24 protein-coding genes are annotated in these 22,364 nt (G+C 69.3%); 10 read left to right on the forward strand and 14 right to left on the reverse strand.

The features are described from left to right. The coding region (locus tag SD626R_RS00945; protein WP_394324687.1) for a hypothetical protein at positions 1 to 830 on the forward strand (830 nt) is incomplete at its 5' end. 225 nt (positions 831 to 1,055) lie between these two features. On the opposite strand, the gene SD626R_RS00950 is transcribed toward SD626R_RS00945, so the two are convergent. Continuing rightward, complete coding sequence (locus SD626R_RS00950; RefSeq protein ID WP_092562210.1) at positions 1,056 to 2,711, reverse strand: NADH-quinone oxidoreductase subunit D; 1,656 nt, start codon at positions 2,709 to 2,711, stop codon at positions 1,056 to 1,058. Positions 2,712 to 2,795: 84 nt separating this feature from the next. Here SD626R_RS00950 and SD626R_RS00955 point away from each other — a divergent pair, with 84 nt between their 5' ends. Further along, on the forward strand, positions 2,796 to 3,464 hold the full coding sequence (locus SD626R_RS00955) for a helix-turn-helix domain-containing protein (protein ID WP_092562213.1): 669 nt from the start codon (positions 2,796 to 2,798) through the stop codon (positions 3,462 to 3,464). A gap of 38 nt (positions 3,465 to 3,502) precedes the next feature. Here SD626R_RS00955 and SD626R_RS00960 read toward each other — a convergent pair whose 3' ends face one another. Further along, positions 3,503 to 4,246: a ThuA domain-containing protein gene (locus SD626R_RS00960; protein WP_092562216.1), complete on the reverse strand. Its 744-nt coding sequence runs from the start codon at positions 4,244 to 4,246 to the stop codon at positions 3,503 to 3,505. A 159-nt stretch (positions 4,247 to 4,405) separates the two neighbouring features. Here SD626R_RS00960 and SD626R_RS00965 point away from each other — a divergent pair, with 159 nt between their 5' ends. Further along, complete coding sequence (locus SD626R_RS00965) at positions 4,406 to 5,827, forward strand: hypothetical protein (protein ID WP_137782726.1); 1,422 nt, start codon at positions 4,406 to 4,408, stop codon at positions 5,825 to 5,827. Between the two features lie 23 nt (positions 5,828 to 5,850). Here the strand turns inward: SD626R_RS00965 and SD626R_RS00970 are convergent, their stop codons facing one another. The 6 genes from SD626R_RS00970 to SD626R_RS00995 all read right to left on the reverse strand — a co-directional run bounded on the left by SD626R_RS00970 (position 5,851) and on the right by SD626R_RS00995 (position 11,162). Then, positions 5,851 to 6,303: a DUF5804 family protein gene (locus SD626R_RS00970; RefSeq protein ID WP_092562222.1), complete on the reverse strand. Its 453-nt coding sequence runs from the start codon at positions 6,301 to 6,303 to the stop codon at positions 5,851 to 5,853. Between the two features lie 82 nt (positions 6,304 to 6,385). Next, positions 6,386 to 7,588 (reverse strand): methionine adenosyltransferase, encoded by a 1,203-nt coding sequence (locus SD626R_RS00975; protein ID WP_092562225.1) that lies wholly within the window; start codon positions 7,586 to 7,588, stop codon positions 6,386 to 6,388. Between the two features lie 94 nt (positions 7,589 to 7,682). Continuing rightward, positions 7,683 to 8,804: a pyridoxal phosphate-dependent aminotransferase gene (locus SD626R_RS00980; protein WP_092562228.1), complete on the reverse strand. Its 1,122-nt coding sequence runs from the start codon at positions 8,802 to 8,804 to the stop codon at positions 7,683 to 7,685. A 74-nt stretch (positions 8,805 to 8,878) separates the two neighbouring features. Continuing rightward, a complete protein-coding gene (locus SD626R_RS00985; protein ID WP_092562231.1) occupies positions 8,879 to 9,973 on the reverse strand; it encodes a transcriptional regulator TbsP domain-containing protein in 1,095 nt (364 codons plus the stop codon). A gap of 41 nt (positions 9,974 to 10,014) precedes the next feature. Beyond that, a complete protein-coding gene (locus tag SD626R_RS00990) occupies positions 10,015 to 10,755 on the reverse strand; it encodes a tRNA (adenine-N1)-methyltransferase (RefSeq protein WP_092562233.1) in 741 nt (246 codons plus the stop codon). Next, positions 10,752 to 11,162, reverse strand: coding sequence for a nascent polypeptide-associated complex protein (locus SD626R_RS00995; RefSeq protein WP_092562236.1), 411 nt, complete (start codon positions 11,160 to 11,162; stop codon positions 10,752 to 10,754). Before SD626R_RS00995 ends, SD626R_RS00990 begins: the two co-directional genes overlap by 4 nt. A gap of 144 nt (positions 11,163 to 11,306) precedes the next feature. Between SD626R_RS00995 and SD626R_RS01000 the strand changes: the two genes are divergently transcribed. Next, the gene (locus tag SD626R_RS01000) at positions 11,307 to 12,092 is read left to right on the forward strand and encodes a creatininase family protein (protein ID WP_092562239.1); all 786 of its coding nucleotides are present in this window, start codon (positions 11,307 to 11,309) and stop codon (positions 12,090 to 12,092) included. On the opposite strand, the gene SD626R_RS01005 is transcribed toward SD626R_RS01000, so the two are convergent. After that, positions 12,086 to 12,793, reverse strand: coding sequence for a 6-hydroxymethylpterin diphosphokinase MptE-like protein (locus tag SD626R_RS01005; RefSeq protein WP_092562242.1), 708 nt, complete (start codon positions 12,791 to 12,793; stop codon positions 12,086 to 12,088). The genes SD626R_RS01000 and SD626R_RS01005 overlap by 7 nt on opposite strands. 174 nt (positions 12,794 to 12,967) lie before the next feature. Next, a complete protein-coding gene (folP, locus tag SD626R_RS01010; RefSeq protein WP_092562245.1) occupies positions 12,968 to 14,182 on the reverse strand; it encodes a dihydropteroate synthase in 1,215 nt (404 codons plus the stop codon). 516 nt (positions 14,183 to 14,698) lie between these two features. Between folP and SD626R_RS16210 the strand changes: the two genes are divergently transcribed. After that, a complete protein-coding gene (locus tag SD626R_RS16210; RefSeq protein ID WP_137782727.1) occupies positions 14,699 to 15,217 on the forward strand; it encodes a hypothetical protein in 519 nt (172 codons plus the stop codon). 282 nt (positions 15,218 to 15,499) lie between these two features. Here SD626R_RS16210 and SD626R_RS01020 read toward each other — a convergent pair whose 3' ends face one another. After that, entirely contained in the window at positions 15,500 to 16,096 is a 597-nt protein-coding gene (locus SD626R_RS01020; RefSeq protein WP_092562251.1) for a DUF192 domain-containing protein, read from the reverse strand. A gap of 150 nt (positions 16,097 to 16,246) precedes the next feature. Between SD626R_RS01020 and SD626R_RS01025 the strand changes: the two genes are divergently transcribed. The 4 genes from SD626R_RS01025 (at position 16,247) to SD626R_RS01040 (ending at position 18,762) form a co-directional block, all read left to right on the forward strand. Further along, on the forward strand, positions 16,247 to 16,840 hold the full coding sequence (locus SD626R_RS01025; RefSeq protein ID WP_092562254.1) for a DUF8114 family protein: 594 nt from the start codon (positions 16,247 to 16,249) through the stop codon (positions 16,838 to 16,840). Further along, positions 16,837 to 17,703 carry an RNA methyltransferase gene (locus SD626R_RS01030; RefSeq protein ID WP_092562257.1) on the forward strand — a complete coding sequence of 289 codons (867 nt, stop codon included), beginning with the start codon at positions 16,837 to 16,839 and terminating at the stop codon, positions 17,701 to 17,703. The genes SD626R_RS01025 and SD626R_RS01030 overlap by 4 nt, the downstream gene beginning before the upstream one ends. Before the next feature lie 61 nt (positions 17,704 to 17,764). Next, complete coding sequence (locus tag SD626R_RS01035) at positions 17,765 to 18,409, forward strand: AzlC family ABC transporter permease (protein ID WP_394324688.1); 645 nt, start codon at positions 17,765 to 17,767, stop codon at positions 18,407 to 18,409. Then, positions 18,406 to 18,762 (forward strand): AzlD domain-containing protein, encoded by a 357-nt coding sequence (locus tag SD626R_RS01040; protein WP_092562263.1) that lies wholly within the window; start codon positions 18,406 to 18,408, stop codon positions 18,760 to 18,762. Before SD626R_RS01035 ends, SD626R_RS01040 begins: the two co-directional genes overlap by 4 nt. A gap of 29 nt (positions 18,763 to 18,791) precedes the next feature. Here the strand turns inward: SD626R_RS01040 and SD626R_RS01045 are convergent, their stop codons facing one another. The 3 genes from SD626R_RS01045 to SD626R_RS01055 form a co-directional block, all read right to left on the reverse strand. Then, entirely contained in the window at positions 18,792 to 19,160 is a 369-nt protein-coding gene (locus tag SD626R_RS01045) for a DUF8147 domain-containing protein (protein ID WP_092562266.1), read from the reverse strand. A gap of 63 nt (positions 19,161 to 19,223) precedes the next feature. Next, a complete protein-coding gene (locus SD626R_RS01050; RefSeq protein ID WP_092562269.1) occupies positions 19,224 to 19,547 on the reverse strand; it encodes a DUF8066 domain-containing protein in 324 nt (107 codons plus the stop codon). A 77-nt stretch (positions 19,548 to 19,624) separates the two neighbouring features. Next, positions 19,625 to 21,556: an aldehyde ferredoxin oxidoreductase family protein gene (locus SD626R_RS01055; protein WP_092562272.1), complete on the reverse strand. Its 1,932-nt coding sequence runs from the start codon at positions 21,554 to 21,556 to the stop codon at positions 19,625 to 19,627. 280 nt (positions 21,557 to 21,836) lie between these two features. Between SD626R_RS01055 and SD626R_RS01060 the strand changes: the two genes are divergently transcribed. Beyond that, the gene (locus SD626R_RS01060; protein WP_241996784.1) at positions 21,837 to 22,352 is read left to right on the forward strand and encodes a hypothetical protein; all 516 of its coding nucleotides are present in this window, start codon (positions 21,837 to 21,839) and stop codon (positions 22,350 to 22,352) included. Positions 22,353 to 22,364: the final 12 nt, after the last annotated feature.

Genomic DNA, 22,364 nt, shown 5'->3' on the forward strand with positions numbered 1-22,364 from the left:
AGGTCGAGATGGAGCCGTTCGACCTCGGCTTCTACGAGGTGAAAGACGTCACGGGGCGAGCGGCCGCGCCGCTCCCGAACGCGGTGAACATGGTGTCGTGTTTCGGCGACAACGCCGCGGCCGCCGAGAATCCGGACCTCGTCCCGGTCGACGGGCGCGGCGAGCCAGCGACCCGCGACCGCGACTACTTCGACTGGGCGTACATCTGCCCGACCCACTCGGAGTACCGCGAGGGCCTGCTGGAGATCATCGAGGACTGTGCCGCCGAGAGCGACGACGTGCGACTCGACGACGTGGGGTTCCCGCGCGAGGGATTCTGTCGGTGCGACCGCTGCGAGCGGCTGTTCGCCGAGAGCGACCGCGACCGGTGGGGCGACTGGCGCGCCGACGTCATCTCCGAGTTCGTCGCCGACGCCGCCGACCTGGTCCCCGGACGCCTGCTGCTCACGCTGTATCCGGACCCGTACCCCGGTCACCTCCGAGCGCGAGCCGGGCTCGACCTCGACCGGCTCGCCGAGCACGTCGACGAGTTCGTGGTCCCGCTGTACGACACGGAGTACGCGACGACCTACTGGCTGGAGACCATCGCCCGCGGCTTCCGCACGCGGCTCGGCGGCGACTACGACGTCCACGGCGCGCCGCCGGAGACGCCGTTCTCGCTGGAGCTGTACGCGGTCGACGTCGGCATCGACGACCTGATTCACGCGACCGACGTGGCCGAGACGTACGCGAAAGACGTGTTCTTCGGCTACGACGCCAACAACGCGGCCGCCGCGCTCCGCCGGAAGGACGCGGGCGGGCGCGACGGCGAGGTCCATCGACCGGACTGATACGGCGCGTCGGTCCCCCTCGACGCTCCCGTGAGCGAGGGTTTAAATACGGCCGCGGCGGACGCCTACTCGACCGGCCGCCGGCGTGCGACACGACCGGTCGTCTCGCGTTCGCGCGAGGCGGTCGCCTTTCAACGTCCGCGCCGTAGCGGCGGTTGCCCTACAGCCGTGAGCCGCCGGCTCGTCCGGAAACGGGGCGACTGACGACCAATCTCGCCCATCCACTCACCGGTCGACCTCGCCCATGATCGTGTCTAAGCTTCCCAGCGACGCGATCAAGTCCGGGATCGACTCCCCGTCGGCCATCTCGGGGAGAGACTGGAGGTTCGAGAACGAGGGACCACGGATCTTGAAGCGGGCGGGTTTGTCGGTGCCGTCGGAGCGGATGTAGATGCCGAGTTCGCCCTTCGCGGCCTCGACGGCCCGGTAGATCTCGGCGTCGCCGTCCGGGCGGAGCGTGCGCGGCACGTTCGCCTGGACGTTTCGTTCGTCCTCGGGCCAGCCTTCGAGCAGGTCGACGCACTGCTCGATGATCTTCGCCGACTCCTCGACCTCGCGCATCCGCACGAGCAGTCGACTGAAGTTGTCGCAGCCGTCCTCGGTGACGACGTCCCAGTCGAGCTCGTCGTAGTAGCCGTACGGGTCGTCCCGGCGCAGGTCGTAGTCGACCCCCGAGCCGCGGGCGACGGGACCGGTCGCGCCGTAGTTCTTGGCGACGTCCGGCGGGAGGACCCCGGTGTCGACCGTGCGTAACTGGAGGATCTCGTTGCGCGTGAGGAGGTCGTGGTACTCCTCCAGACGACGCGGGAGTCCCTCGAGGAACGTCCGCACCGTCGAGAGGAACTCCTCGTGCGGCTCCGGGAGGTCCCAGGCGACGCCGCCGAGCCGGAAGTAGTTGAACATCAGCCGCTGGCCCGTCAGGTCCTCCAACACCTCCTGAACGCGTTCGCGCTCCTGGATCGCGTACATGAACGTCGCCGTGAAGTCACCGATCACGTCGAGCGCGTACGCTCCCATCGCCAGCATGTGCGAGAGGATCCGGCTGCACTCGGCGGCCATCGTCCGGACGACCTGCGCGTACTCGGGGACCTCGATCTCGGCCAGATCCTCGGCCGCGCGGGCGTACGCCCACTCGTTGAGCAGACCGCCCCCGCCCCAGTCCCAGCGGTCGGGGTACGGCATGATCTGGTGACGGTACGTCCCGGACTGAGCCATCTGCTCCTCGCAGCGGTGGATGTAGCCGATGTCCGGCTCCACGCCGACGACGTCCTCCCCGTCGAGCGTGACCTGGAGGTGGAGGACTCCGTGGGTCGCCGGGTGGTGCGGCCCGATGTTAAGCAGCATCGTGTCGCTTCCGGTCGCGGTCGACGAGCCCGGCTGGACGGGCTCGTTTTCGGAGAGCGCGGCGATCTGCGGCCGGTCCTTGTCGTAGCCCATCGACAGGGGGTGGCCCTGCCACGTCTCCGGGAGGAGGATCCGGCGCAGGTCGGGGTGGTCGTCGTACTCGATCCCGATCAGGTCGTACGCCTCCCGCTCGTGCCAGTCGGCGGTGCGGAACACCGGTTCGGCCGACTCCGAGACGGGGTCGTCCTTGTCGGCGGGAACGACGACGCTGACCTCCTGGGTCGGGTCGTCGAACTTCCTCAGGTGATATATCGACTCGTAGCGGTTCTCGTACTCCTGAGCGGTGACGCAGGCGAGGTGATCGAAGCCGGCCTCGGATTTCAGCGTCGTGAGCGCCTCTTGGACCGCGTCCGGTCGAATCCGGGCGGCGGGGGCGTTCAGGTGCGTCTCGCGCGCCGTGATCAGTCCCCGGATCGACGAGAACGGGTCCGCCTCCGCGTCGGCGCCCTTCCGCTCGGTCAGCGCGTCGGTTGACATACTGAGAGAGACGCGACCCGAGGACCCGACGCTTCTGCCGGCTCAGTGCGGGTTTTTATAACATCGCCGCCGCCATCGGCCGGCGTGAAATACCTCCGAGTCGAACTCCGGTATCCGCCGGAGCTCATGCATCCGATACACCGGCTGGTCGACGAGTCGGACGCGATCGAGCGCGACGTGCTCGTCCAGGGGACGGTGCTCGACGAACCGGACGACACCTTCCTGTTCTACGTGGAGGGCGATATCGAGGTGTACGCCGACGCGCTCCGGTCGGTCGACCGGATCCGGGAGTTCGACGTGACCCGGATCGACGACTCGGGCCACTACGTCTTCCTCACGCAGCGGCGGGACGCGGTCGACGAGGCGATGTTCGGTCCGCTCCAACGGACCGGCGTGGTCGTCGTCCCTCCGGTCGACTTCCGCGCGAACGGGATCGCTCGGCTGACGATCGTCGGGGATCAGGGGCCGCTGCGGGACGCGCTCGGGGAACTCCCGGACCGGATCGAGACCACGGTCCTCCGGATCGGCGAGTACGACTGGCGGCAGCACCTCTTCGACCCGGAGCTGACGGACCGGCAGTTCGACGCGCTCGCCGCCGCGGTCGAGAGCGGGTACTACGAGTCTCCACGAACGGCGACCGTCGAGGACGTCGCCGAGCGGATCGACGCCGCCCCGAGCACCGCGTCGGAACACCTCAGGAAGGCCGAATCGGCCGTGATGACCGCGTTCATGGAGCTTCGCGACGTGGCGTGAATCGCGGTGCCCGCCGGTGAGCGCACTCCCGACCGGCGCTAGTGCACCGTCCGGTCGTCACCCGTGTCGATCTCCTCGATCGGGTCGGCGTTGCCGAACTCCGGGCTCGGGCCGTCGCCCGGCTCCGCCCACCCGACCGCGTTCCGAAGGACCTGCCGCACGTCGTCGTCGTAATACACCGGGTACGTCTCGTGGCCCGGCCGGAAGTAGAACACCTTCCCGTTCCCGCGGCGGTAACAGCACCCGGAGCGGAACGTCTCGCCGCCCTCGAACCAGGAGTTGAAGACGAGCGTGTCCGGTGCGGGAACGTCGAAGCGCTCGCCGTACATCTCCGCCTCGTCAATCTCGACGTACTCGCCGATCCCGTCGGCGATCGGGTGACTCGGCTCGATCACCCAGAGCCGCTCCGTCTCGGCCGCCTCTCGCCACTTCAGCGAGCAGCCGGTGCCCATCAGCTTCTTGAATATCTTCGAGTAGTGCGCCGAGTGGAGCACGAGGAGGCCCATCCCGTCGAGCACGCGCTCGTGGACGCGGTCGACGACCTCGTCGCGCACCTCGTCGTGGGCGGCGTGGCCCCACCAGGTGAGCACGTCGGTGTCGTCGAGTACCGCCTCGGTGAGCCCGTGCTCCGGCCCCTCGTCGAGCGTGGCGGTGCGGACCTCGTGGCCCGCTTCCTCGAACAACTTCGCGAGGACCGCGTGGATCCCGTCGGGGTAGAGGTCGGCGACGACGTCGCTCTCGCGCTCGTGGCGGTACTCGTTCCAGACCGTGACGCGTGCCATACGTCCCGTGTTACCCCGATCGACTTGTACGATCGTATCCGACCGAGCGGGGCGAGTGTGAGCGAGAACGGTAGCGGGCCGCCGACAGCACCGCACGAAGACGGATGGATTCGCCGCCTCACGAGAACTTTTGTCAACGGTTACGACATACCGCCATCCATGGGGGAGGGATCGACGGACGGAGCCGAGGGGAGGAAAGTCGCCAACGAAGGAGCGGGAATCGGAACCGAGGATGCAGGGACCTCACACGCCTCCTCGTGGGAGCGTTGGACCGACGATCGCGGGCCGTTCTATCGCTCATGCGCCGTGATCCCCTTCGATTCCCCCTCGGAATCCGGTGGCGGCGAGTCGGGAGACCGGCGGCCCGCGATCGAGTTCACCTCCGGACTCACGCGCCTCTCGCTTCGGAACCTGCCCACGCTCATGGTAGTGGTGCTCGCCCTGTACGCCTCGGCCTCGCTGCTCAGCGATGTCACGGCCGGACGTCTGTCACTGCCGCTCCCGGAACCGGGACTCGCGACCGCCGGACTGCTCCTCGCAGGGACCGCGGTCGGCGGGGTGTGGATGTACGCGGTCGTGCGGATCGTCGTCTCCTCGCTGGGGGACGCGTCGGTGCACCGGAGCGTCGTCTTCTACGCCACCGGCGCCCCGCTCGCGGTCGCGACCGCCTACGCCGTCTACGTCGCCTGGACGGGGTCCGCCCCGGCGCTCACCGTACAGGCGGCCTACTTTCTGATGGTTCTCGTCGCGGGACACTTGCTGTACGACGGGCTCGCGCTCCGGACGGAGAACCTCTTCATGGAGCTGGCGGCGTCGGAGATCGTTGACGAGCAGGCGTACGCGGAGTTTTACGAGGAGCTCTCCGAGAGCCTCGGCGGGAAGATAGACGTCGGTCCGGTGTCGGTTTCCCGGTCGTTCGCGTTCGCGACGGTCGTGGCGTTGGTCCCGATGGGGCTTCCGCTGATCACCCTGTCGTGGAATCTCTGGAACGCGCTCGCGTACGTCCCGGAGCTGGTGGTGACGGTCCTCGTCGTGGCGCTGGCGTACGACGCCTTCGTGTTGGTCTACATGTTCACGGAGCTCCTCCGGCGAGATATCCTCGTCTATCGGCCGTTCCATCCCGACGAACACGGCGGATTCCGCGACCTCGGCCGGTTCGCGACGCGGATCAACACGATACTGCTCCTCGTCGGCGGCTACGTGGCGTACCGGTTCTACACGGAGGGGCTCTACTACTACGGTATGGAGGGGTTCACCTCTCCGCTCGGCATGGTCACGTGGGGCGTGTCGTACCTCGCACCGGTCTTAGCGTACGTGTGTTTCGTCGTGTTCTGGCTCTACCACTCGTTCTGGCGGCTCCACCGAAAAATGGAGGAGGGACGCCGGAAGCGGCTCGAAGAGCTCCAGCGGGCGGAACGGGCCGACGGCGACGCCGTCTCGCGGGAGTTCTCGGACTACCATATCGACGCGCCGCCGTGGGAATCGATCCGCTCGGCCCCGAAGTGGCCGGTCAAGCGGCAGGGCCTGTTCGGCCTCGTCGTGTTGGACGCGGTACCCGTCGTAGCGACGTTCGTGCTCTGACGAACGCGGGGACCGAGGCCCTCTCACCCCGAAAATTCGGACTCGCTCACCCGGACGATGACCGTCTCGTCGACGTCGCGGAGGTCGTACTCGGGCGTCTCGCCCTGCTCGCGTCGAACGTACAGCGGCTCGACCGGCCGCCCCTCCACGAGCCCGAACATCTTGAGTCGCTGGTCGGTCTCCTCGGGCGGGACCGCGCCGTCGCGAACCTCGCGGGCGAGGTCCCGCGAGAGCCACTCGTCGATCGAGATCGACGGCTCGCGGACGAGCGCCTCGTCGACGAAGCGCACGAGGTACCAGTTGAGGTCGTTCAACAGCGCCACCGCGGCGCCGAGGCTCACGGTGTCGACGGCGAGGCTGTTCGCGTACGGTTCCTCGATGTCGTACGTCGCCAAGGCGTCTCTGGCGGTCTCCCGCGACAGCAGCTCGTAGGTGAGGTTGACGTCCGGATCGCCGAGGAGACACACCCGCGTCACACGCTACCGGACTCGCCCGCTCCCCTAATCGGTTGCGGTCGTTCGGGTCGGCGGGGCCGCGGGCGACCCCGTTCGAGCCGACTCAGAACGTCGAGACGTCGCCGTCGATGACGCTGCGGGTCACGTCGGTGACGTCCGACAGCTCGCGATCGACGATCTCCAGGACCTCCGCCTCGATGTCGCCGATCGCGACGCCCTCCTCGGTGACGAGCTGCGCGTCGGCGACGTGGGGCTCGTCGATCGGCCGGCCGATCTGCGAGAGCAGGCGGACCTGCAGGTCGCGGATCCCGTCGACCTCGTCGGTGACCGACTCGGCGATCCGGGTCGAGAGGAGGTTGTATATCTTCCCGATGTGGTTGACGGGGTTCTTCCCGGAGGTCGCCTCCATCGACATCGGTCGGTTCGGGGTGATGAGCCCGTTCGCGCGGTTGCCGCGCCCAACGGAGCCGTCGTCGCCCTGCTCGGCGGAGGTGCCGGTGACGGTGAGGTAGACGGAGCCGTCGTCGTAGTCGTCGGCGGTGTTGACGTCGACGTGGACCTCGCGGTCGGTGCGGTCCTCGGCGAGGCCGGTGACGAACTCGCGCACGCTCGCGACCGCGTCGTCGTACTCGTCGAGCCCGTCGACGTAGGCGTCGACCATCGCGGCGGCCACCGTGATGTCGATGCGGTCGCCCTCCCGTTTCCCCATGATCTTCACGTCGGGGCCGAGCTCGGGGTGCTCGTCGTGGTACCGGCCGTTGAGCGCGCTCTCGGCCTCGCGGACGATGGTCTCGGTCTCCGTGAGGGGGGCGTGACCGACGCCGAAGGAGGTGTCGTTCGCCATCGGGACCTGCTGGGTCTCCTCACCGAAGACGTCCTGGAGGTCGCCGGAGCCCTCGCCGAGCCGAGCGTCGATGACGACGTCGGTGCCGTACTCCAGCTCCGGGAGCGCCTCGGCGAGGTAGTCGCGGGCGGCCGCCAGCGCGGTCGAGTCGACCGGGAGCTGTTCGCCCTCGTACTCCTTCGTGGCGCGCCCGACGATGAGCACGTAGATCGGCTCGACGACCTCGCCGCCGCCGTAGGCGGGCGCGGCGCGGCCGGCGACGAGCTGCGTCTCGTCCGTGTTATAGTGGAGCACCTTCCCGACGCGGTCCAAGTAGAGCTGCGAGAGCGCCCGCGACACCGACTCGGCGATTCCGTCGCAGATCGAATCAGGGTGTCCGATACCCTTCCGCTCGACGATCTCGACCTCCTGGTCCTCGACGGCCCGCCGGTCGAGGCGGCTGACCTGTATGTTCCGGTCCATTACCCCTCGGTACTCCGTCGGTCGCAGTATAACTTGCGGAAACCTCTCGCCCCCGGGTAATGCTCTGGGGTTATTTTTGACGGGGGGATCGACGCTACTGCACCGCCTCGTACGCCTCGCCCATCACGTCGAGCGCCTCGCGGAGTTCGCTCTCGTCGGTCGCGTACGAGATCCGGGCGTGGCCCCGTCCGTGCTCGCCGAACGCCTCGCCCGGGACGACGATCACTCCGCGGTCCAGGCACTCGTCGACGAACCCCTCGGGTACCCGCGGCATCGCGTAGAAGGCGCCCTGCGGCGTGGGGCAGTCGAGCCCGATCTCGTCGAACCCCTCCAACAGGAGGTCGCGCCGGCGCTCGAAGGAGGCCGTCATCTCGTCGACGATCCCGCGGTCGCCGCGGAGCGCGCCCTCGGCCGCGTACTGGGCCGGCGCCGACGCGCAGGCCTGCGCGTACTGGTGGACGCGCAGCATCCGCTCGACGCGCTCGTCGGAGCCGTACACCCAGCCGAGCCGCCAGCCCGTCATCGAGAACAGCTTCGAGGCGGAGTTGACGACGACGACGCTGTCAGTCTCCGCGAACTCCATCGGCGAGTGGTGGGCGCCGTCGAAGACGGTGTACTCGTACACCTCGTCGGAGATACAGAGCACGTCGTGCTCGTCCGCGATCCGCGCGAACTCTCGTACGTCCGCCTCGGAGGAGACCGCGCCGGTGGGGTTGCCGGGCGAGTTCACCACGAACGCGGCCGTGTCGTCGGTGATCGCCGCCTCGATCGCGGCCGGGTCGACCGTGAGGTCGTCGCGGAGCGGCGCGGGGACGGGCTCGCCGCCGGCGAGCTTCGTCAGCGCGTCGTAGGAGACGAACCCCGGGTCCGGGATCACGACCTCGTCGCCCTCGCTCACGTGCGCCTCCAGCGCGACGTGGAGCGCTTCGCTCCCGCCCGCGGTGGCGATCACGTTCGCGGGATCGAGGTCGACTCCCTGGTCCGCCCGGTGCTTCTCGGCGATCGCCTCCCGGAGCGACCGGATCCCCTTGTTCTCGGTGTAGGCGTCGGCCTTCCCGCCCTCGATCGCGTCGACCGCGGCCTGTCGCGCGTGCGCCGGCGTCGGGAAGTCGGGCTGCCCGAGCCCGAGGTTGATCGCGTCGTCACCGGCCGCCTCGAACACCTCGCGGATCCCGCTGATGGAGATCCGCTCGACCCTGTCGGAGAAGTTCGTCATACCCGTTCGGGGGCGCCGCCGGGAGTTAGTTCTTGTCACGTGGGCGCTCTCGCGGCGGCCGCGTGACCCCCCGCTCACCCCTCCCGGTCCCACACCGGCCGACGCCCCCCGCCGCCCGGGCCGCGGCGGAGCGTTCCGTCCTCGTCGAGCGGGAGCGCGAACCGCCCGCGGAGGGCGCTGAGCACCTCGGACGGCTCCGCCCGGAGGAGCGCCTCGTCGACCGCCCTGAGCCGGATCCGCGGGCGACCCGGTCCCATCGGCACCCTGATCGACTCGATCAGCTCGCGATCGACGAGCGCGCGCCGGTCGGCCGTGAGCTCCTGTCCGGGCGTGACCGCGACGCGGTCGGCGCCCCGGCCGGCGTCGTTGGCGTCCTCGCCCGCGCCGCCCGCGCCGTCGACCCACCGTCGGAGGTCCCGGAACAGGTGGTCGTGGCGCGCGGCGAGCGCGACCAGCAGGGTCCGGTCGGTGACGGTTCCGGTCCGCCCGACGGCCCCGTGGTCGAGCGCGTCGAGGACCGCCGCCACGTCGTCCGCGAACCGGTCGTCGAGCGTCTCGCGGGCGGCGTCCAGCAGGCGCGTGCGAGGGGGCATCTCGACGGTCGCGGGCGTCGCCGCCTCGAACCGCGCCGTCGCCGCCTCGTGCGCCGCCGCGATATCGCCGCCCGACTCCGAGACGAGCGTTCGGTCCGGGCGGGGGCCCGCGACCGCGTCGACGCGGTCGGGCGTCGCGAACGCGAGCGGGCGAGCCGCGGTCTCGGTGCCGGTCGCGCCGTCCTGCCCCCCGTTGCCGACGAGCGTCCGGAGTTCGAACTCCCCGGCCGCGACCGCCTCGGCGACCGCGGTACCGAGGACGACCGCCCGGCCGAGCGCGTCGACGGCGCCGGGGCGACAGGCGATCCGCCACGGCGCCGGGTCCTCGGTCCGCCGCCGAGCCGCGAGGAGCGGCGGGAGCAGCCCGAGCGGGACGCCGACGGCGACGACGCCGGACCGGCCCGCGAGCGCCGACTCCAGCGCGGCCGCGAACTCCCCGTCGTACTCGTCGACCGCGGCGGCGACCTCGGAGGGCTCATCGGCGGGGGCGTCAGCGTCGCCGTCGGCGGGGACGTCGCTGTCGACGGAGGATTCGTCGGTAGGGGCGTCGCCGTCCCCGCTTCCGGGGGGAGCCATACGCTCCGTGGCGGCGGGACCGGAAAGAGCGTTGCGGCGGCTCAGGGCGCTCGCGCGAAGACGAGGTACCCGGTGTGACCGACGCCGGCGGTGGAGGGGCGGGAGCCGCGGTCGGAGAACTCCATCTCGCGCTGGATCGTCTCTAACGTCTCGATGCCGTCGAGACCGGCCTCGCGCGCGGCGAGAACCGCCTCGCGGGTACCTTCGACGAACGGCGAGTAAACCGCGAGACAGCCCCCTGAGACGAGCAGCTCGTCGGCGCGCTCGACGACGCCCGGGGCGTCGCCGGTGTCGAGCGTGAGGGCGTCGAACGGCTCGGCGTCGGCGAGCGCGTCCAGCTCCTCGGTGAGGTCGCCGGTCCGGACCTCGACGCGGTCGGCGACGCCCGCGGTCGCCATGTTCCCGCGGGCGACCTCGGCGAACTCGGCGTCGACCTCGTAGGTCGTCACGTCGGCGCCCGCCCGGCCGAGGTACGCCGCGAGGATCCCCGTGCCGGTGCCGGCGTCGAGGACGCGGTCGCCGCCGGACGCGCCGGTGTGGCCCATCACGAGTCCCACGTCGCGGGGCATCATCGGGGCGCCGGTCCGCTCCAGGTGGTTGAACAGGTCCGGCCCGCGGAGCTCGCGGACCGCGAAGGCGGTGCCGAGATGCGTCTCGACGGTGTCGCCGCCGGCGACGTCCTCTGGGACTTCGAGCACGCCGAGGTCGGTGCCGAACTCCTCGCCCGGCTGCAACAGGTACTCCCGGTCCTCGTGGACGAGCAGGTACGCGGCGTCCGTCACTGCAGGTCCGAGATCGCTCGCGCCGGCTCGCCGTTGGCCGCCTCAAGCGCCTCGCGGGCGGCCGCTTTCGAGACGCCCGCCTGCTGGGCGACCAGTTTCACGTCCTCCTCGGGGATGCCGTCGTCTCCGTCGTCGTCCGCGTCGTCGAGGGCCGGCTCGTCGCCGCCTTCGACGGCCGCCGCGCCGCCGGCGCCCGCGTCGGCGACCGCGTCCGGCGAGCCGACGATCTGGTAGGTCTCCTGCCCCTGCGCGTCCATCTTGGTCACGTCGGCGCCGTCGAAGACGAGGTCGTCGCCGTCGGCCGTCTCGATGACGACCCGCTCGGCGTCGATCTCCTCGACGTCGATCCCCATCTGTTTCATCATCTGTTTCATCTTCCGCGGATTCATACCGCCGCCTCCAAACATGGAAGCGAGTTCGGCCGGACGGCACAAAAAGGGTGGCGACACGCGACGATACTCCCGTCGACGGCCGAATCGAGCGAGCGGGGTCGAGACGGCGAACCGCGCCGGAACGGCCGGGTTCATACGTCCCGAACCCCACCTCAGGGTATGTACCTCGCCGACCACACGTGGCCGGAACTCGGAACGAAACTGTCCGACGAGTCCGTCGCGCTGGTCCCGCTCGGCTCCACGGAACAGCACGGCCCGCACCTCCCGCTGGCCACCGATCACCTCATCGCCGAGGGGCTCGCGAGCGCGGCCGCCGAGGAGACCGGCGTCGTCCGTACCCCGACGATCGACGTGGGGGTCAGCCCGCACCACCGCCAATTCCCGGGGACGATGTGGGTCGACCCGCCCGAGTTCCGGGACTACGTCGAGGGGTTCACCCGCAACCTCGCGTACCACGGGATCGACCGGGTCGTCTACGTGAACGCCCACGGCGGCAACGTCCAGCACCTCCGCGAGGTCGGTCGGCGGCTCCACGAGGACGGCACGACCTACGCGTTGGAGTGGATGTGGGACGAGTCGATCCCGGAGCTCGTCGACGAGCTGTTCGAGCACAACGGCCCGCACGCGGGGCCGAAGGAGACCGCGATGATCACCCACCTCGCCCCCGAGCTCGTCCGCGAGGACCAGTTCGAGAACGCCCGCGACGACGGGCTGGTCCACCTCGACGAGTCGGACGCGATCGTTCACGGGGCCCGGACGTTCTACGACTCGGTCGACAACTCCGCGAACGGCGCGTTCGGCGACCCGACCGACGTGACGCCGGAGAAGGCGGAACGCCTGTTCGAGGCGGCGGTCGACCAGCTCGTGCGGCTGGTGGGATGGCTGGAGGCCCGCGACCCCGAGGAGCTGCTGCCGAAGGAGCGCGTCGAGTCGTCGCCCTACTGATCGGTTCCGGACAGGATTGGGTCGAGCGCCGCGTCCGCCGCCTCCCGCCGCCCGTCGAGGATCCCGAACCGCTCGCCCCGGCGGCGTTCGAGCCACCGCAGCAGGCGCGCGGCCCAGTCGAGCTTCTTCGCCTTCATCGGGCCCACGTTCGGGTCGTCGAACTCCCAGCCGGGGAAGACGAGTCGTCCGGCGCCGACGTGGTCGGCGAGGAAGGCGGCGCGGTCGCCGTCGGTGAACCCGCCGAGGTTGGCCACCGGCCCGACCGGCGCCGCCTGCGTCGTCGCCAGCGTCCGCTCGTCGGCGAACCGCGGCAGCCACTCGCGGACCGCGGGAATGTTGTCGCCGTGAGCATGGGCCGCGACCGGGACGCCCTCGCGAGTCAGTTCGGCCGCCGTCTCCGGGTTCTTGTCGAGGTCGGTCACCATGCAGTCGACGTCGACGCCGCGGTCGCGGAGGACGTCGGCGGCGATGGAGGCGGCGACGACGACGTCGGCGTCTCGGGCGATGGCCACGTCGTGGTCGAGCCGCGGCGCGGCCCCAGCAATCGCGACGGTCGCGCCGCGCCAGTCGCCGAGGCGGTCGAGCGGGAAGGGCGTCGATAACTCGGCGGCGACGTCGCGGGCGCGCTCGTCGTCGGCCCGCTCGAATCCGAAGTCCGCGAGGATCGCCTCGTACGCCGGCTCGAACGCCTCGAAGTTCACGGCCGCTCCTCCGGAGTGAGCCACTCGGGTCGATCGCCCCGGACCGGCGCCGCGCGGCGCGGCCGCTGGCGAGGTGGAATATGGTATGGACCGGAGTGGCACAGAGTACCCCTACCCGCGTGCCCCTCCGGCGTCCGGTCGATCGGTTGTCTGTACGACGGCATAAACTTTCTCTTACTTCCGGCCGGCGTCTATCGTTTTGAGCGCGGCGTCGAGCGGAGCGGAAACGTCGGAAGCGGCGTTTATGAGCGCTGAGAGCCCGGCGGGCGTACAGACGAGGAGGCCGGTCGCGCCCGGTTCTCCGCCGTCTGTCGCCGAAGGGGGATCGGCCGCCGCGTCGGCCGCCCCCGCGAGGGCGAACGCGGCCCCGTCGACCCCCTCGGACCCCGCGGTCGCGGCCCTGAGCGCGCCGACCGCCGGCTCCGGGAGCCCGGTCAGCTCGTAGGTCCGAACGGCCGCGGCGCGGGCGACGTCGCGGTCGGCACCGAGCCGGTCGAGGTGACGCTCCGCCTCCCGAGCGGTCGTCACGTCGAGCTCCTCGACGGCGACGTCGCCCGCGTCGCGGCCCGACCGAAGGCGGTCGCGGGCGAGCTCCGCACCGACGAGCGCGGCGTCGCGCGTCTCCGCCACGTCGTGAGTGCGGATCACGTGCGCGCCCCGCTCGACCGCCATCGACGTGGCCGCGAGCGAGACGGGCAGCGCCTCCTCCGTGCTCCGGCCCGCGATCGTCTTGAGGAAGCTCTTGCGGTTGATCGAGACGAGCAGGGGGCGGCCGTACCCGCGGAACTCGCGGAGGCGGTGAAACGTCTCGCGGTCGTCGGCGTGGGTCTTCGCCTCCGACCACCCGCCGAACGCGGGGTCGAGGATCGTCTTGTCGGTGAACCCGTTCATCGAGAGCGCCTCGTAGATCTCGTCGACGTCCTCGATCGCACCCGGGCGTTCGAGGTCCGGCGGCGAGGCCATCTTCGAGACGGCCGCGTCGTGTTCGTGGCAGACGCGGGGCATCTCGGGGTCGGCGAACCCGCAGATGTCGTTGACCATGTCGAACCCCCGAGCGAGCGCCTCGTCCGCGACCTCGTGGTAACGCGTCTCTATCGACCAGACCGCGTCGCCGGAGGTCGACTTCAGCGTCTCGACGGCGGTATCGAGCCGCGCTAGCTCCTGTTCGGCGGAGAGCACGTCGAGATCCTTGTTGGCCGATTCGAGGCCCACGTCGACGATGTCGGCGCCCTCGCCGATCAGTTCCTCGTCGACGTACGCGGCGGCCTCGCCGGGGTCGTCGTACACGCTCGGGTCGTACGGCGACTCCGCGGAGACGTTGAGCACGCCCATGATCCGGGGCGGGTGGTCGTCGCCGATCCCAAGCCCCGCGGCGTCCACGTTTCGCATACGCTCACCACGGGCGCGAGCGACATAAACGGGGCGAGTACCCGACGCCTTCGCCGGGGGATCGGGCCCTGCCTTGCGGGGAACGCGATCGATCGCGAGGAGTGTGACGTCCGGGCATTGTTCCGGGCCGGCGCGCACCTGCGAGCGCCCATCGGGTGCGAGCAGAGTGCGCGAGGGAGTCGCTGGCGCCAACGGCGCCAGCGACGAGGCTGGGGAGGCGTGAGGTGCGGTTGCTGTGCGGTGCGGGGCGGGACTCAAAGGGGCAGCCGTGAGGGGCGCGGAGGTGAGGTAAGCACTGGAAGGAGCGAACGGAGTGAGTGACTGAAGCGCGCAGCGAACGTGCGCGCCCCTCACGGCTGGGGCTTTGGAGGTCTTTTGGGTCGTTCTGGAAGAGATAATGTTGAGGAATAAAAAGAAGAGAGAGGATCACCGGAGCTCGAATAGAGAGTCCAATAACACCGCGGGTACAACTACACCACAGGAAGATTTTTTGACAAGTATATCAATCCATGAGATATGGGCATTGGTAATCCGCTACCCGGAAATGTTCACGATCTCGTTGAGCAATGGATTCCCTCTGAGGAGTATAACCATGAGAGAAAGTATCAATCTGAACTGCAGGATTATCTTGATGAAGCCCTCAATCAACAGTCTGGGGGGCTTGGCCTTGGAATGGGTGCTGGTGGTGGTGGTCATGTTGTTAGCACAGAACGGGGAACATCGTACGGGGACGTGGTAGTGGACGATGAGGTCGGAATCGAACTGAAACGTAATTTTTCGAATTCACAGAAAAAGAAGCTGCGTGGACAACTGGAAGACTACGCAGATAATTACGATTATGTTATCGCTTGTGCATGTGGGATCGAAGACATGGACGGATGGAGAGAGCTTGAAAACAAGTTCAACAACCGCAATAGAGGAATGATGGATATGACTAATTTCGCTTTCATAATCAAACGACGTGAGAATATGGGTATCGATCCCAACCGCGGTGGTAATGATGGAGGCCTATTTGGTGGTGAGGGACTATTTTAAATGGCTAATCAGAATGTGAAGAATTCGCTAGCAGTTGCTGGAATAGTGATTGCCGTCCTTGTTATTATGCAACCCCTAAGCGGCACAATTGGTGGTGTATCGTTGAATTGGATCGGTGTTGGTCTCGTCACTGTTGGTGGACTCCTTCCTTTAGCATCCTGAATCCTATCGATACCCGTCGCCAACTGTTTATAAATAAACGGCTGTGGCTTTTGAGGAGTTCCTCGCTAATCCACTGTCACCCGGATATGAACGAATAGTCAAAGCTCCGAAGACGACCGATTACAACTCGAACTGTAGCGAATCCCCGACCTCGACATCGTGTCGGTCGGTCCACTCGTAGGGGACTTCGAGCACGTACTGCCCGGACCCCGGATACCGCTGTTCCTCACCGTCCTCGCCCGGTCCCGGTTCGGGCGCGTTGTGGATCTCGACGATTTCCCCCTCGCCGTCGGCGTAGACGATGTCGATCCCGAAGTCCATCTCGCGCATCACGTAGGTGAGCGACTCTCGGGGCGCGTCGTACACGAACAACATCCCCCCGTCCTCGGTCAATGACTCGGCGTCGCTGAGGCCCAGAAACCGCTTGTCTCTGGTATCGGCGACCGCGGCGGTCACCGACCCCTTCGCCTCGCCGTCCGAGTCGGAGACGGTCACGGTCGTCGTCCCGTAGTCGGCGTAGGTGCCGGTGGGCCACTCGGCCGAAGCGCCCTCGTCGCCGCCGGTTTCGGCGCCGCCGGCTTCGGCGCCGCCGCCGGTTTCGGCGTCGCTCTCCCTGTCGTCTCCGTTCCCGCTCGCGGTCGGCCCGAGGCCGGCACAGCCGGCGACTCCCCCGACCGAACCCGCACCGATCGCGGCCAGCAGTTCCCGGCGTCGCATCGGTGCCGCTACGCGTCGCTCACCTATATGATCCGCGGAGCGCGGTACCGGGCGCCCGCCGCGTCCTTCCCGGAACGACGGGCTCATCGCGAGCGACGCGCTCGTTCCGGGAAGGACGCGCTTTTATCCGCGCCTCGTCTAGGCGCTCGCATGGCGAAAGTGAGCGTCGGCCTCCGCGGATGGCGGTTCGACGAGGAGGAGATCTTCACCGACGACGGCGAGCTCAAGCCGCTCGACGAGATCCCCGAGGGGCCGCGGGAGCGGCTCTTCAGGCTCGTCTCGCTCGTCGAGGAGCCGTGCGACGTCTGTTACCTCGAACACGGCGAGAGCGAGGTCCACCGCTGTAACCAGGCCGAGATCGTCTACGGCGAGCCCGAGGGAGAGGTGCTGGTCTGCCCCGAACACGAGCCCGACCTGATCTACTGGTACCGCGAGGCGGGCGGGAGCGACCACGCCGGCGGCCTGGAGTTCGGCGACCGCTTCCACGAGTGGGTCGCGGCCGGCAACGAGGCCCCGGAGGGGTACGGCTCCGTCGAGCACGTCGAGGAAGACCCCGACGGACTCCCGGACCTGCCGGACCAACAGGAGGTCCAAGAGCGCGTCGAGCAGGACTTCGAGGGCGACCGGATCGACATCCTCGAACTCGCCGGCGAAGGCGGCGACGAGGGCGACGCGGACGACGAACTGAGCGAGGACGACTTCGAGGCCGCCGACCTCTCGACCGACTACCCGTCGAACCGATGAGTGGCGGTGACGAGGACGCGAGCGTCGAGGACGAGGCGGTTTCCGAGGCCGACGACGACGCCGGCGGGGGAGACGACGCCGCCCGTCCGACCCGCCGCAAGCCGGTCGTCGTCGTCGTCGAGCCGGAGACGCCGGGCAACGTCGGCACGATCGCCCGGGCGATGAAGAACTTCGGCCTCGACGACCTCAAGCTGGTCGATCCCCCGGAGCTGACGGAGGACGGCGAGGCGTACGGTTTCGCCGGCCACGCCCGGGAGGACGTCCTCCCGAACGCCGACGAGGTGACGTTCGACGAGGTGGTGGCGAACTACCACACGGTCGGCACCACCGCGATCACCGGCGAGGACGACCGGAGCCACGAGCGGTTCCCGTTCAAGACGCCGGCCGAGCTCCGGGAGTCGCTCAAGACCGTCGACGCGCCGACCGCGATCGTGTTCGGTCGGGAGGGCCGCGGGCTCAACAACGAGGAGCTCTCGCGGCTCGACGAGGTCTGCTCGATCCCCGCCGCCGACGACTACCCCGTCCTGAACCTCGGCCAGGCCGCGACCGTCCTCCTGTACGAGCTCCGCGAGCTCACCGTCGACGAGACGCAGCTCCCGGACACCGAGGTCACGCGGGCGCCCGAGGGCGACCTGGAGCGCTTCCACGAGTTCTTCGGCGACTTCCTCGAAGCGACCGGTCAGCGCGACCACCAGATCGAGAAGAACGCGCTGCTGATGCGCCGGCTGCTCGGGCGGGCCCACCCGACCGAACGCGAGGTCCACTCCCTCTTAGGGACGTTCCGGAAGGCGAACGCGAAGCTGGAGCACGCGGAGCACCTGGCCGCCAAGTACGACGAGCCCGTCTACCCGCGGGAGCGATAGCGTGCGCGACGCCCTCTTCGACGGCGACCTCCGGGCCGGCGTCCGCGACGTGTCGCCGCTCATGCTCGGGATCGTCCCGTTCGCGCTCGTCGCCGGCATCGCCGCGGTCGACGCCGGCCTCGGACTCGCGGAGGCGGTCGGGATGTCGGTGATCGTGTTCGCCGGCGCCTCGCAGCTGGCCGCCCTCGACCTCCTCGGGTCGAACGCGCCGCTCGCGGTCGTCGTCGGCACGGCCGTGGTGATCAACCTCAGAATGTTGATGTACTCGGCCTCGATCGCACCGCACTTCGCCGACTACGGTCGTCGGCTCCGCGCGGGGCTCGCGTACCTGCTTACCGACCAGGCGTACGCGATCTCGGTCGCGGAGTTCGACGAGAACCCCGATCGGAGCCGGTGGCGCTACTACCTCGGCGCGGGGGCGTCGCTGTGGGTCGTCTGGCAGATCGGCACTATCGCGGGCGTCGTCATCGGCGCCGGCGTCCCGGACGCGTGGGGGCTCACCTTCGCGGTACCGCTCGTGTTCCTCGCCCTCCTCGTCCCCGCGATGAAGGACCGACCGACCACCGTCGCGGGCGTCGCCGGCGGCGCGATCGCGGTGGTCGCGGCCGGGCTCCCGCTCAACCTCGGACTGCTCGTCGGCGCGCTGTGCGGAATCGCGGCCGGGCTGGCCGCGGAGAGGATCGATTCGGAGGCGATGGCGTCGTGATCGACGGTCTCGGCGCGGTCGTCGCCTCACCGCGCGCCTGGGCCGCCATCGTGGCCATCGGGGTCGCTACGTACGGGATTCGGCTCTCTTTCATCCACCTGTTCGGGCGGATCGACGGGGTACCGACCCGCGTCCAGCGACCGCTTCGGTACGTCCCGCCCGCCGTGTTGGCGGCGCTCGTCCTCCCCGACCTGGTAACGCTGCGACCCTCCGTCGCGGCGACGCTCGTCGACGAGCGGCTGATCGCGGGCGCCGTCGCCGGTGTCGTCGCGTGGCGCACCGAGAACGTCTTCGCGACGATCGCGGTCGGGATGGCGACGCTGTGGCTGTTCCGGTTCGTCGTGTTCGCGTGAGCGGCGGCCGGGACGCGGCTCGGTCGCTCTCAGTCCACTCGCTCCGGGTAGCGCCGCGTCAGGAGGGCGACGGCGACCGCGCAGAGCAGGCCGAACGGCACCGCGGTCGCGACGCTCACGAGCCCGCGAGCCGGGGGGACGGCGTACGAGACCGCGGCGGCGACGACTGTCGCGTAGCCGAAGGCGGCGGTCCCGAGCAGCGCCGGGCGCGCTCGCGGCGAGCGCCAGAGGCGAGTCCAGACCGCCGCGCCCGCGACGATCCCCGCCGCGATCCCGGCCGGGAGCCCGACGAGCGCGGAGAACGCGATCCGGGCCGCGAGCGTTTCGGTGATGACGGCGGCGACGACGAGGAACGCGGTGAGCGCGACGCCGACCGCCGCGAGGGGACGGGCGTTCATATCGCGCCGAGACGACGGCTCACCGCATAAACAACGCGCCGCGTTCTCGAGTCGCGAGACGGACTACCGCTCGCGCTCGGACTCCGTGACTCGATCCGCGGACGACGCCTCGCGCCCGGCGGCGGACCCGAACCTTGACTCCCTCTCGACCTCGCGCTCGCGAGCGTCGGCGATCCGCTGGGCGCCGTCCGCCAGCGAGTCGAGCGCGGCGAACAGCCGGTACGAGAGGTACGGGCCGACGGAGAGCAGGGCGACGACGGTCAGCCCGAGCAGTAGCTGTGCGACGATCACGATCGAGTACGCGAATGCGAGGAGACTGATGACCGCGAGGACGGCACCGATCGGCGTGCGGAGGGCCTCGGCGGGCGAGAGCGGGTCGTGCGCCATACGCGTCGCTACCGCCGTGAATCACTTAAAAATGAATGCGAGCGACGGCCGAACGTCCGCGCTCGCGGCGCGGTCGCTCAGTCGTCGGCCGGGGCCGCGGAGTCGCCGGCGGAGACGCCGGTGCCGGGACCGACGTCGATGCTGAGATCGGCGAGCTTCTCGTCGGGGACGACGCCGTCGACCCAGCCGCGGGTCTCGTAGTACTCGGCCTTCATCTCGTCGAGCTCGACCAGCTCGCCCTCGCTGGCGCCCGTGCCGGGGATGGCGTCCGGGTGCCCCTCGATGAAGCGGTTCGGCAGCGTGTCGTCCGCGCCGTCGAAGCCGGCGAGGTTGTTGTAGTAGCGTTCGAGGTTATAGACGCGCTCGCCGGCCTCGAACAGCTCGTCCTCGCTGACGTCGCGGCCGGTCACGCCGTTGTACTGGAGCACGTACTCCTCGATCCCCTCGGCGAAGGCGCTGAACTTGCAGATGTCGAACGAGTCCGACACCGCGTGCAGGTCCTGGAAGGTGGCGGTGAGCTCGCCTTTCCCCTCCCACTCGTACGGGTCGACCTTCTCCGGAATGCCGAGGATCTCGGCGGCCGGCGTGTAGCCGCGCAGGTGACACGCGCCGCGGTTGGAGGTCGCGTACGCGATCCCCATGCCCTTCATGCAGCGCGGGTCGTAGGCGGCCATCGTCTGGCCCTTGACGGAGAGCTTGTTGCCGTGGGCGTCCTTCGCGTCGGCGACGCGCTCGGGGCCCTCCGCGAGGAGGTCGCCGAGGTCCGAGGAGCGGTGCCCGATCTCGTCGATGAGGTCGATCATCGCCTCGGAGTCACCCCAGTCGATGTGGCCCACGTCGTCGAGCTTACCCTCCTCGCTCATCTCCATCGCCATCGCCATCATGTTGCCGGCCTCGATGGTGTCGACCCCGAGGTCGTTACAGCGCTGGAGCAGCAGCGCGATCTCGTCGCGGTCGGAGTGACCGGAGTTCGGGCCGAGCGCCCACGCGGACTCGTACTCGTACGACTCCGTGCGGACGTTCATCTCCTGGCCCTTGTGCGTGACGTTGACCTCTACCTCCTTCTTACACGCCACCGGACAGGAGTGACACGTCGGCTCGTCGACGAGGATGTTCTCGCGGACGTTCTCGCCGGAGACGCGCTCCGCCTCGATGTCGACGCTCTCGGACTCGTTGTACGCCTCCGTCGACGTGTGCTGCGCGTTCTTCGTCGGGAGCCCGTCCATCTCCTCGGTCGCGTTCATCAGGACGTTCGTCCCGTACATCGAGAGCCCGCCCTCGTTGGGCGCGGTGACGTCGGACTCGCGGATGACCTCCATCGCCTGTTGGTAGCCCTCCTGGAACGTCTCCGGGTCGGCGGGCTTCGGCATGTCGGTCCCCGACTTCACGACGACCGCCTTCACGTTCTTGGCGCCCATCACGGCGCCCGTGCCGCCCCGACCCGAGGCGCGGTCGTCCTCGTTGATGACGCAGGCGTAGCGGACGCCGTTCTCGCCGCCCTGCCCGATCGCCATCACGGAGAGGTTCCGACCGACCTTCCCGTCGACCTCCTCGCCGATCTGGTCGACCGTGTCGTGAACGCCCTGCCCCCAGAGGTGGGAGGCGTCGCGTACCTCGACCTCGCCATCCTCGACGAGCAGGTAGACGGGCTCGTCGCTCTCGCCGTCGAGCAGGATCCCGTCGAGCCCGGCCCACTTGAGCCGCGCCCCGGACCAGCCGCCGTGGTGCGAGTCGGTGACGGTCCCCGTCAGCGGGGACTTCGTCACCAGCGCGATACGGCCGCTCATCACGGTCTGGGTCCCCGTGAGGGGGCCCGTCATGAACGCCAGTCGGTTGTCCGGCCCCATCGGGTCCACGTCCGGGCCGGCGTCGAAGACGTACTTGACGCCCAGCCCGCGCGCGCCGATGTACTTCTCCGCGTCCTCGTCGTCGATTCCGCGGTACTCGACCGCTCCGTCACCGAGGTCGACCTGTGCAACTCGGTCCCTGTAGCCGCCCATTTCAGTCATGTAATGCTCGTTCATTATAGAAGGACCGTAGCCTGTTAGGTGTTCACCTCCCGAAGTAACCCATACCGGTTACTGCGACGCGAACATAACCGGGTCAGTGCTTATAAACGAAACGCGCGATCCGAACCGCCGATACTTGGGGGCGACGACGCGATCGCGAGCGCCTCGGGACGGCACCGCGGCGGTCGTGCGAGCGAGCGGTTTCGGCGGCGCCGCCGGCGTCGGTACCGGACGCCGTCGACGGCGTGAGCCCTAACTGCCCGCGAACCGAACCGCGAGCGTGACCGACTCCGACCGGGACCGGCGACGAGACCGCGGCGCGCGAGACCGCTCGCCGGGGGCGCGAGCGACGCGGTCCCGGTCGCTCGCGACCGCGGTCGGCGCACTCGTATTCGTCGGGTCGGTCGTTCCGGTCCCGGCCGCGGGGGCGAGCGGGAGCGCCGACGGCGCGGTCGGCGTCATCGACGGAGCGGTCGATATCGTCGCCGTCGCGCTTCCGGCGGGAGTCGGGCTCACCGCCCCGTTTCACCTCCTCGGCTACGCGGTCCTCGCCGCCCTCCTCGTCCCCGGGACGGCGCGGGAGCCCCGCGCCGTCGCCGCCGTCGCGGCGGCCGCCGTGGCGACCGCGTTCGGGTTCGGGATCGAACTCGTCCAGGCGCCGATCCCGTGGCGGTCGTTCGCGTGGAGCGACGCCGCGCTCAACGCGGTCGGAGCGGCGGGGGGTGCCGCGATCGCTGGAACGGTGGATCCCGTCCTCGGCGGATCCGGGGTCGATGCGAGCGACCGGGCGCCCTGAACGATGCCGTTG

The sequence above is a fragment of the Halorubrum sp. SD626R genome (genome assembly GCF_001261915.1).
GTDB lineage: Archaea > Halobacteriota > Halobacteria > Halobacteriales > Haloferacaceae > Halorubrum.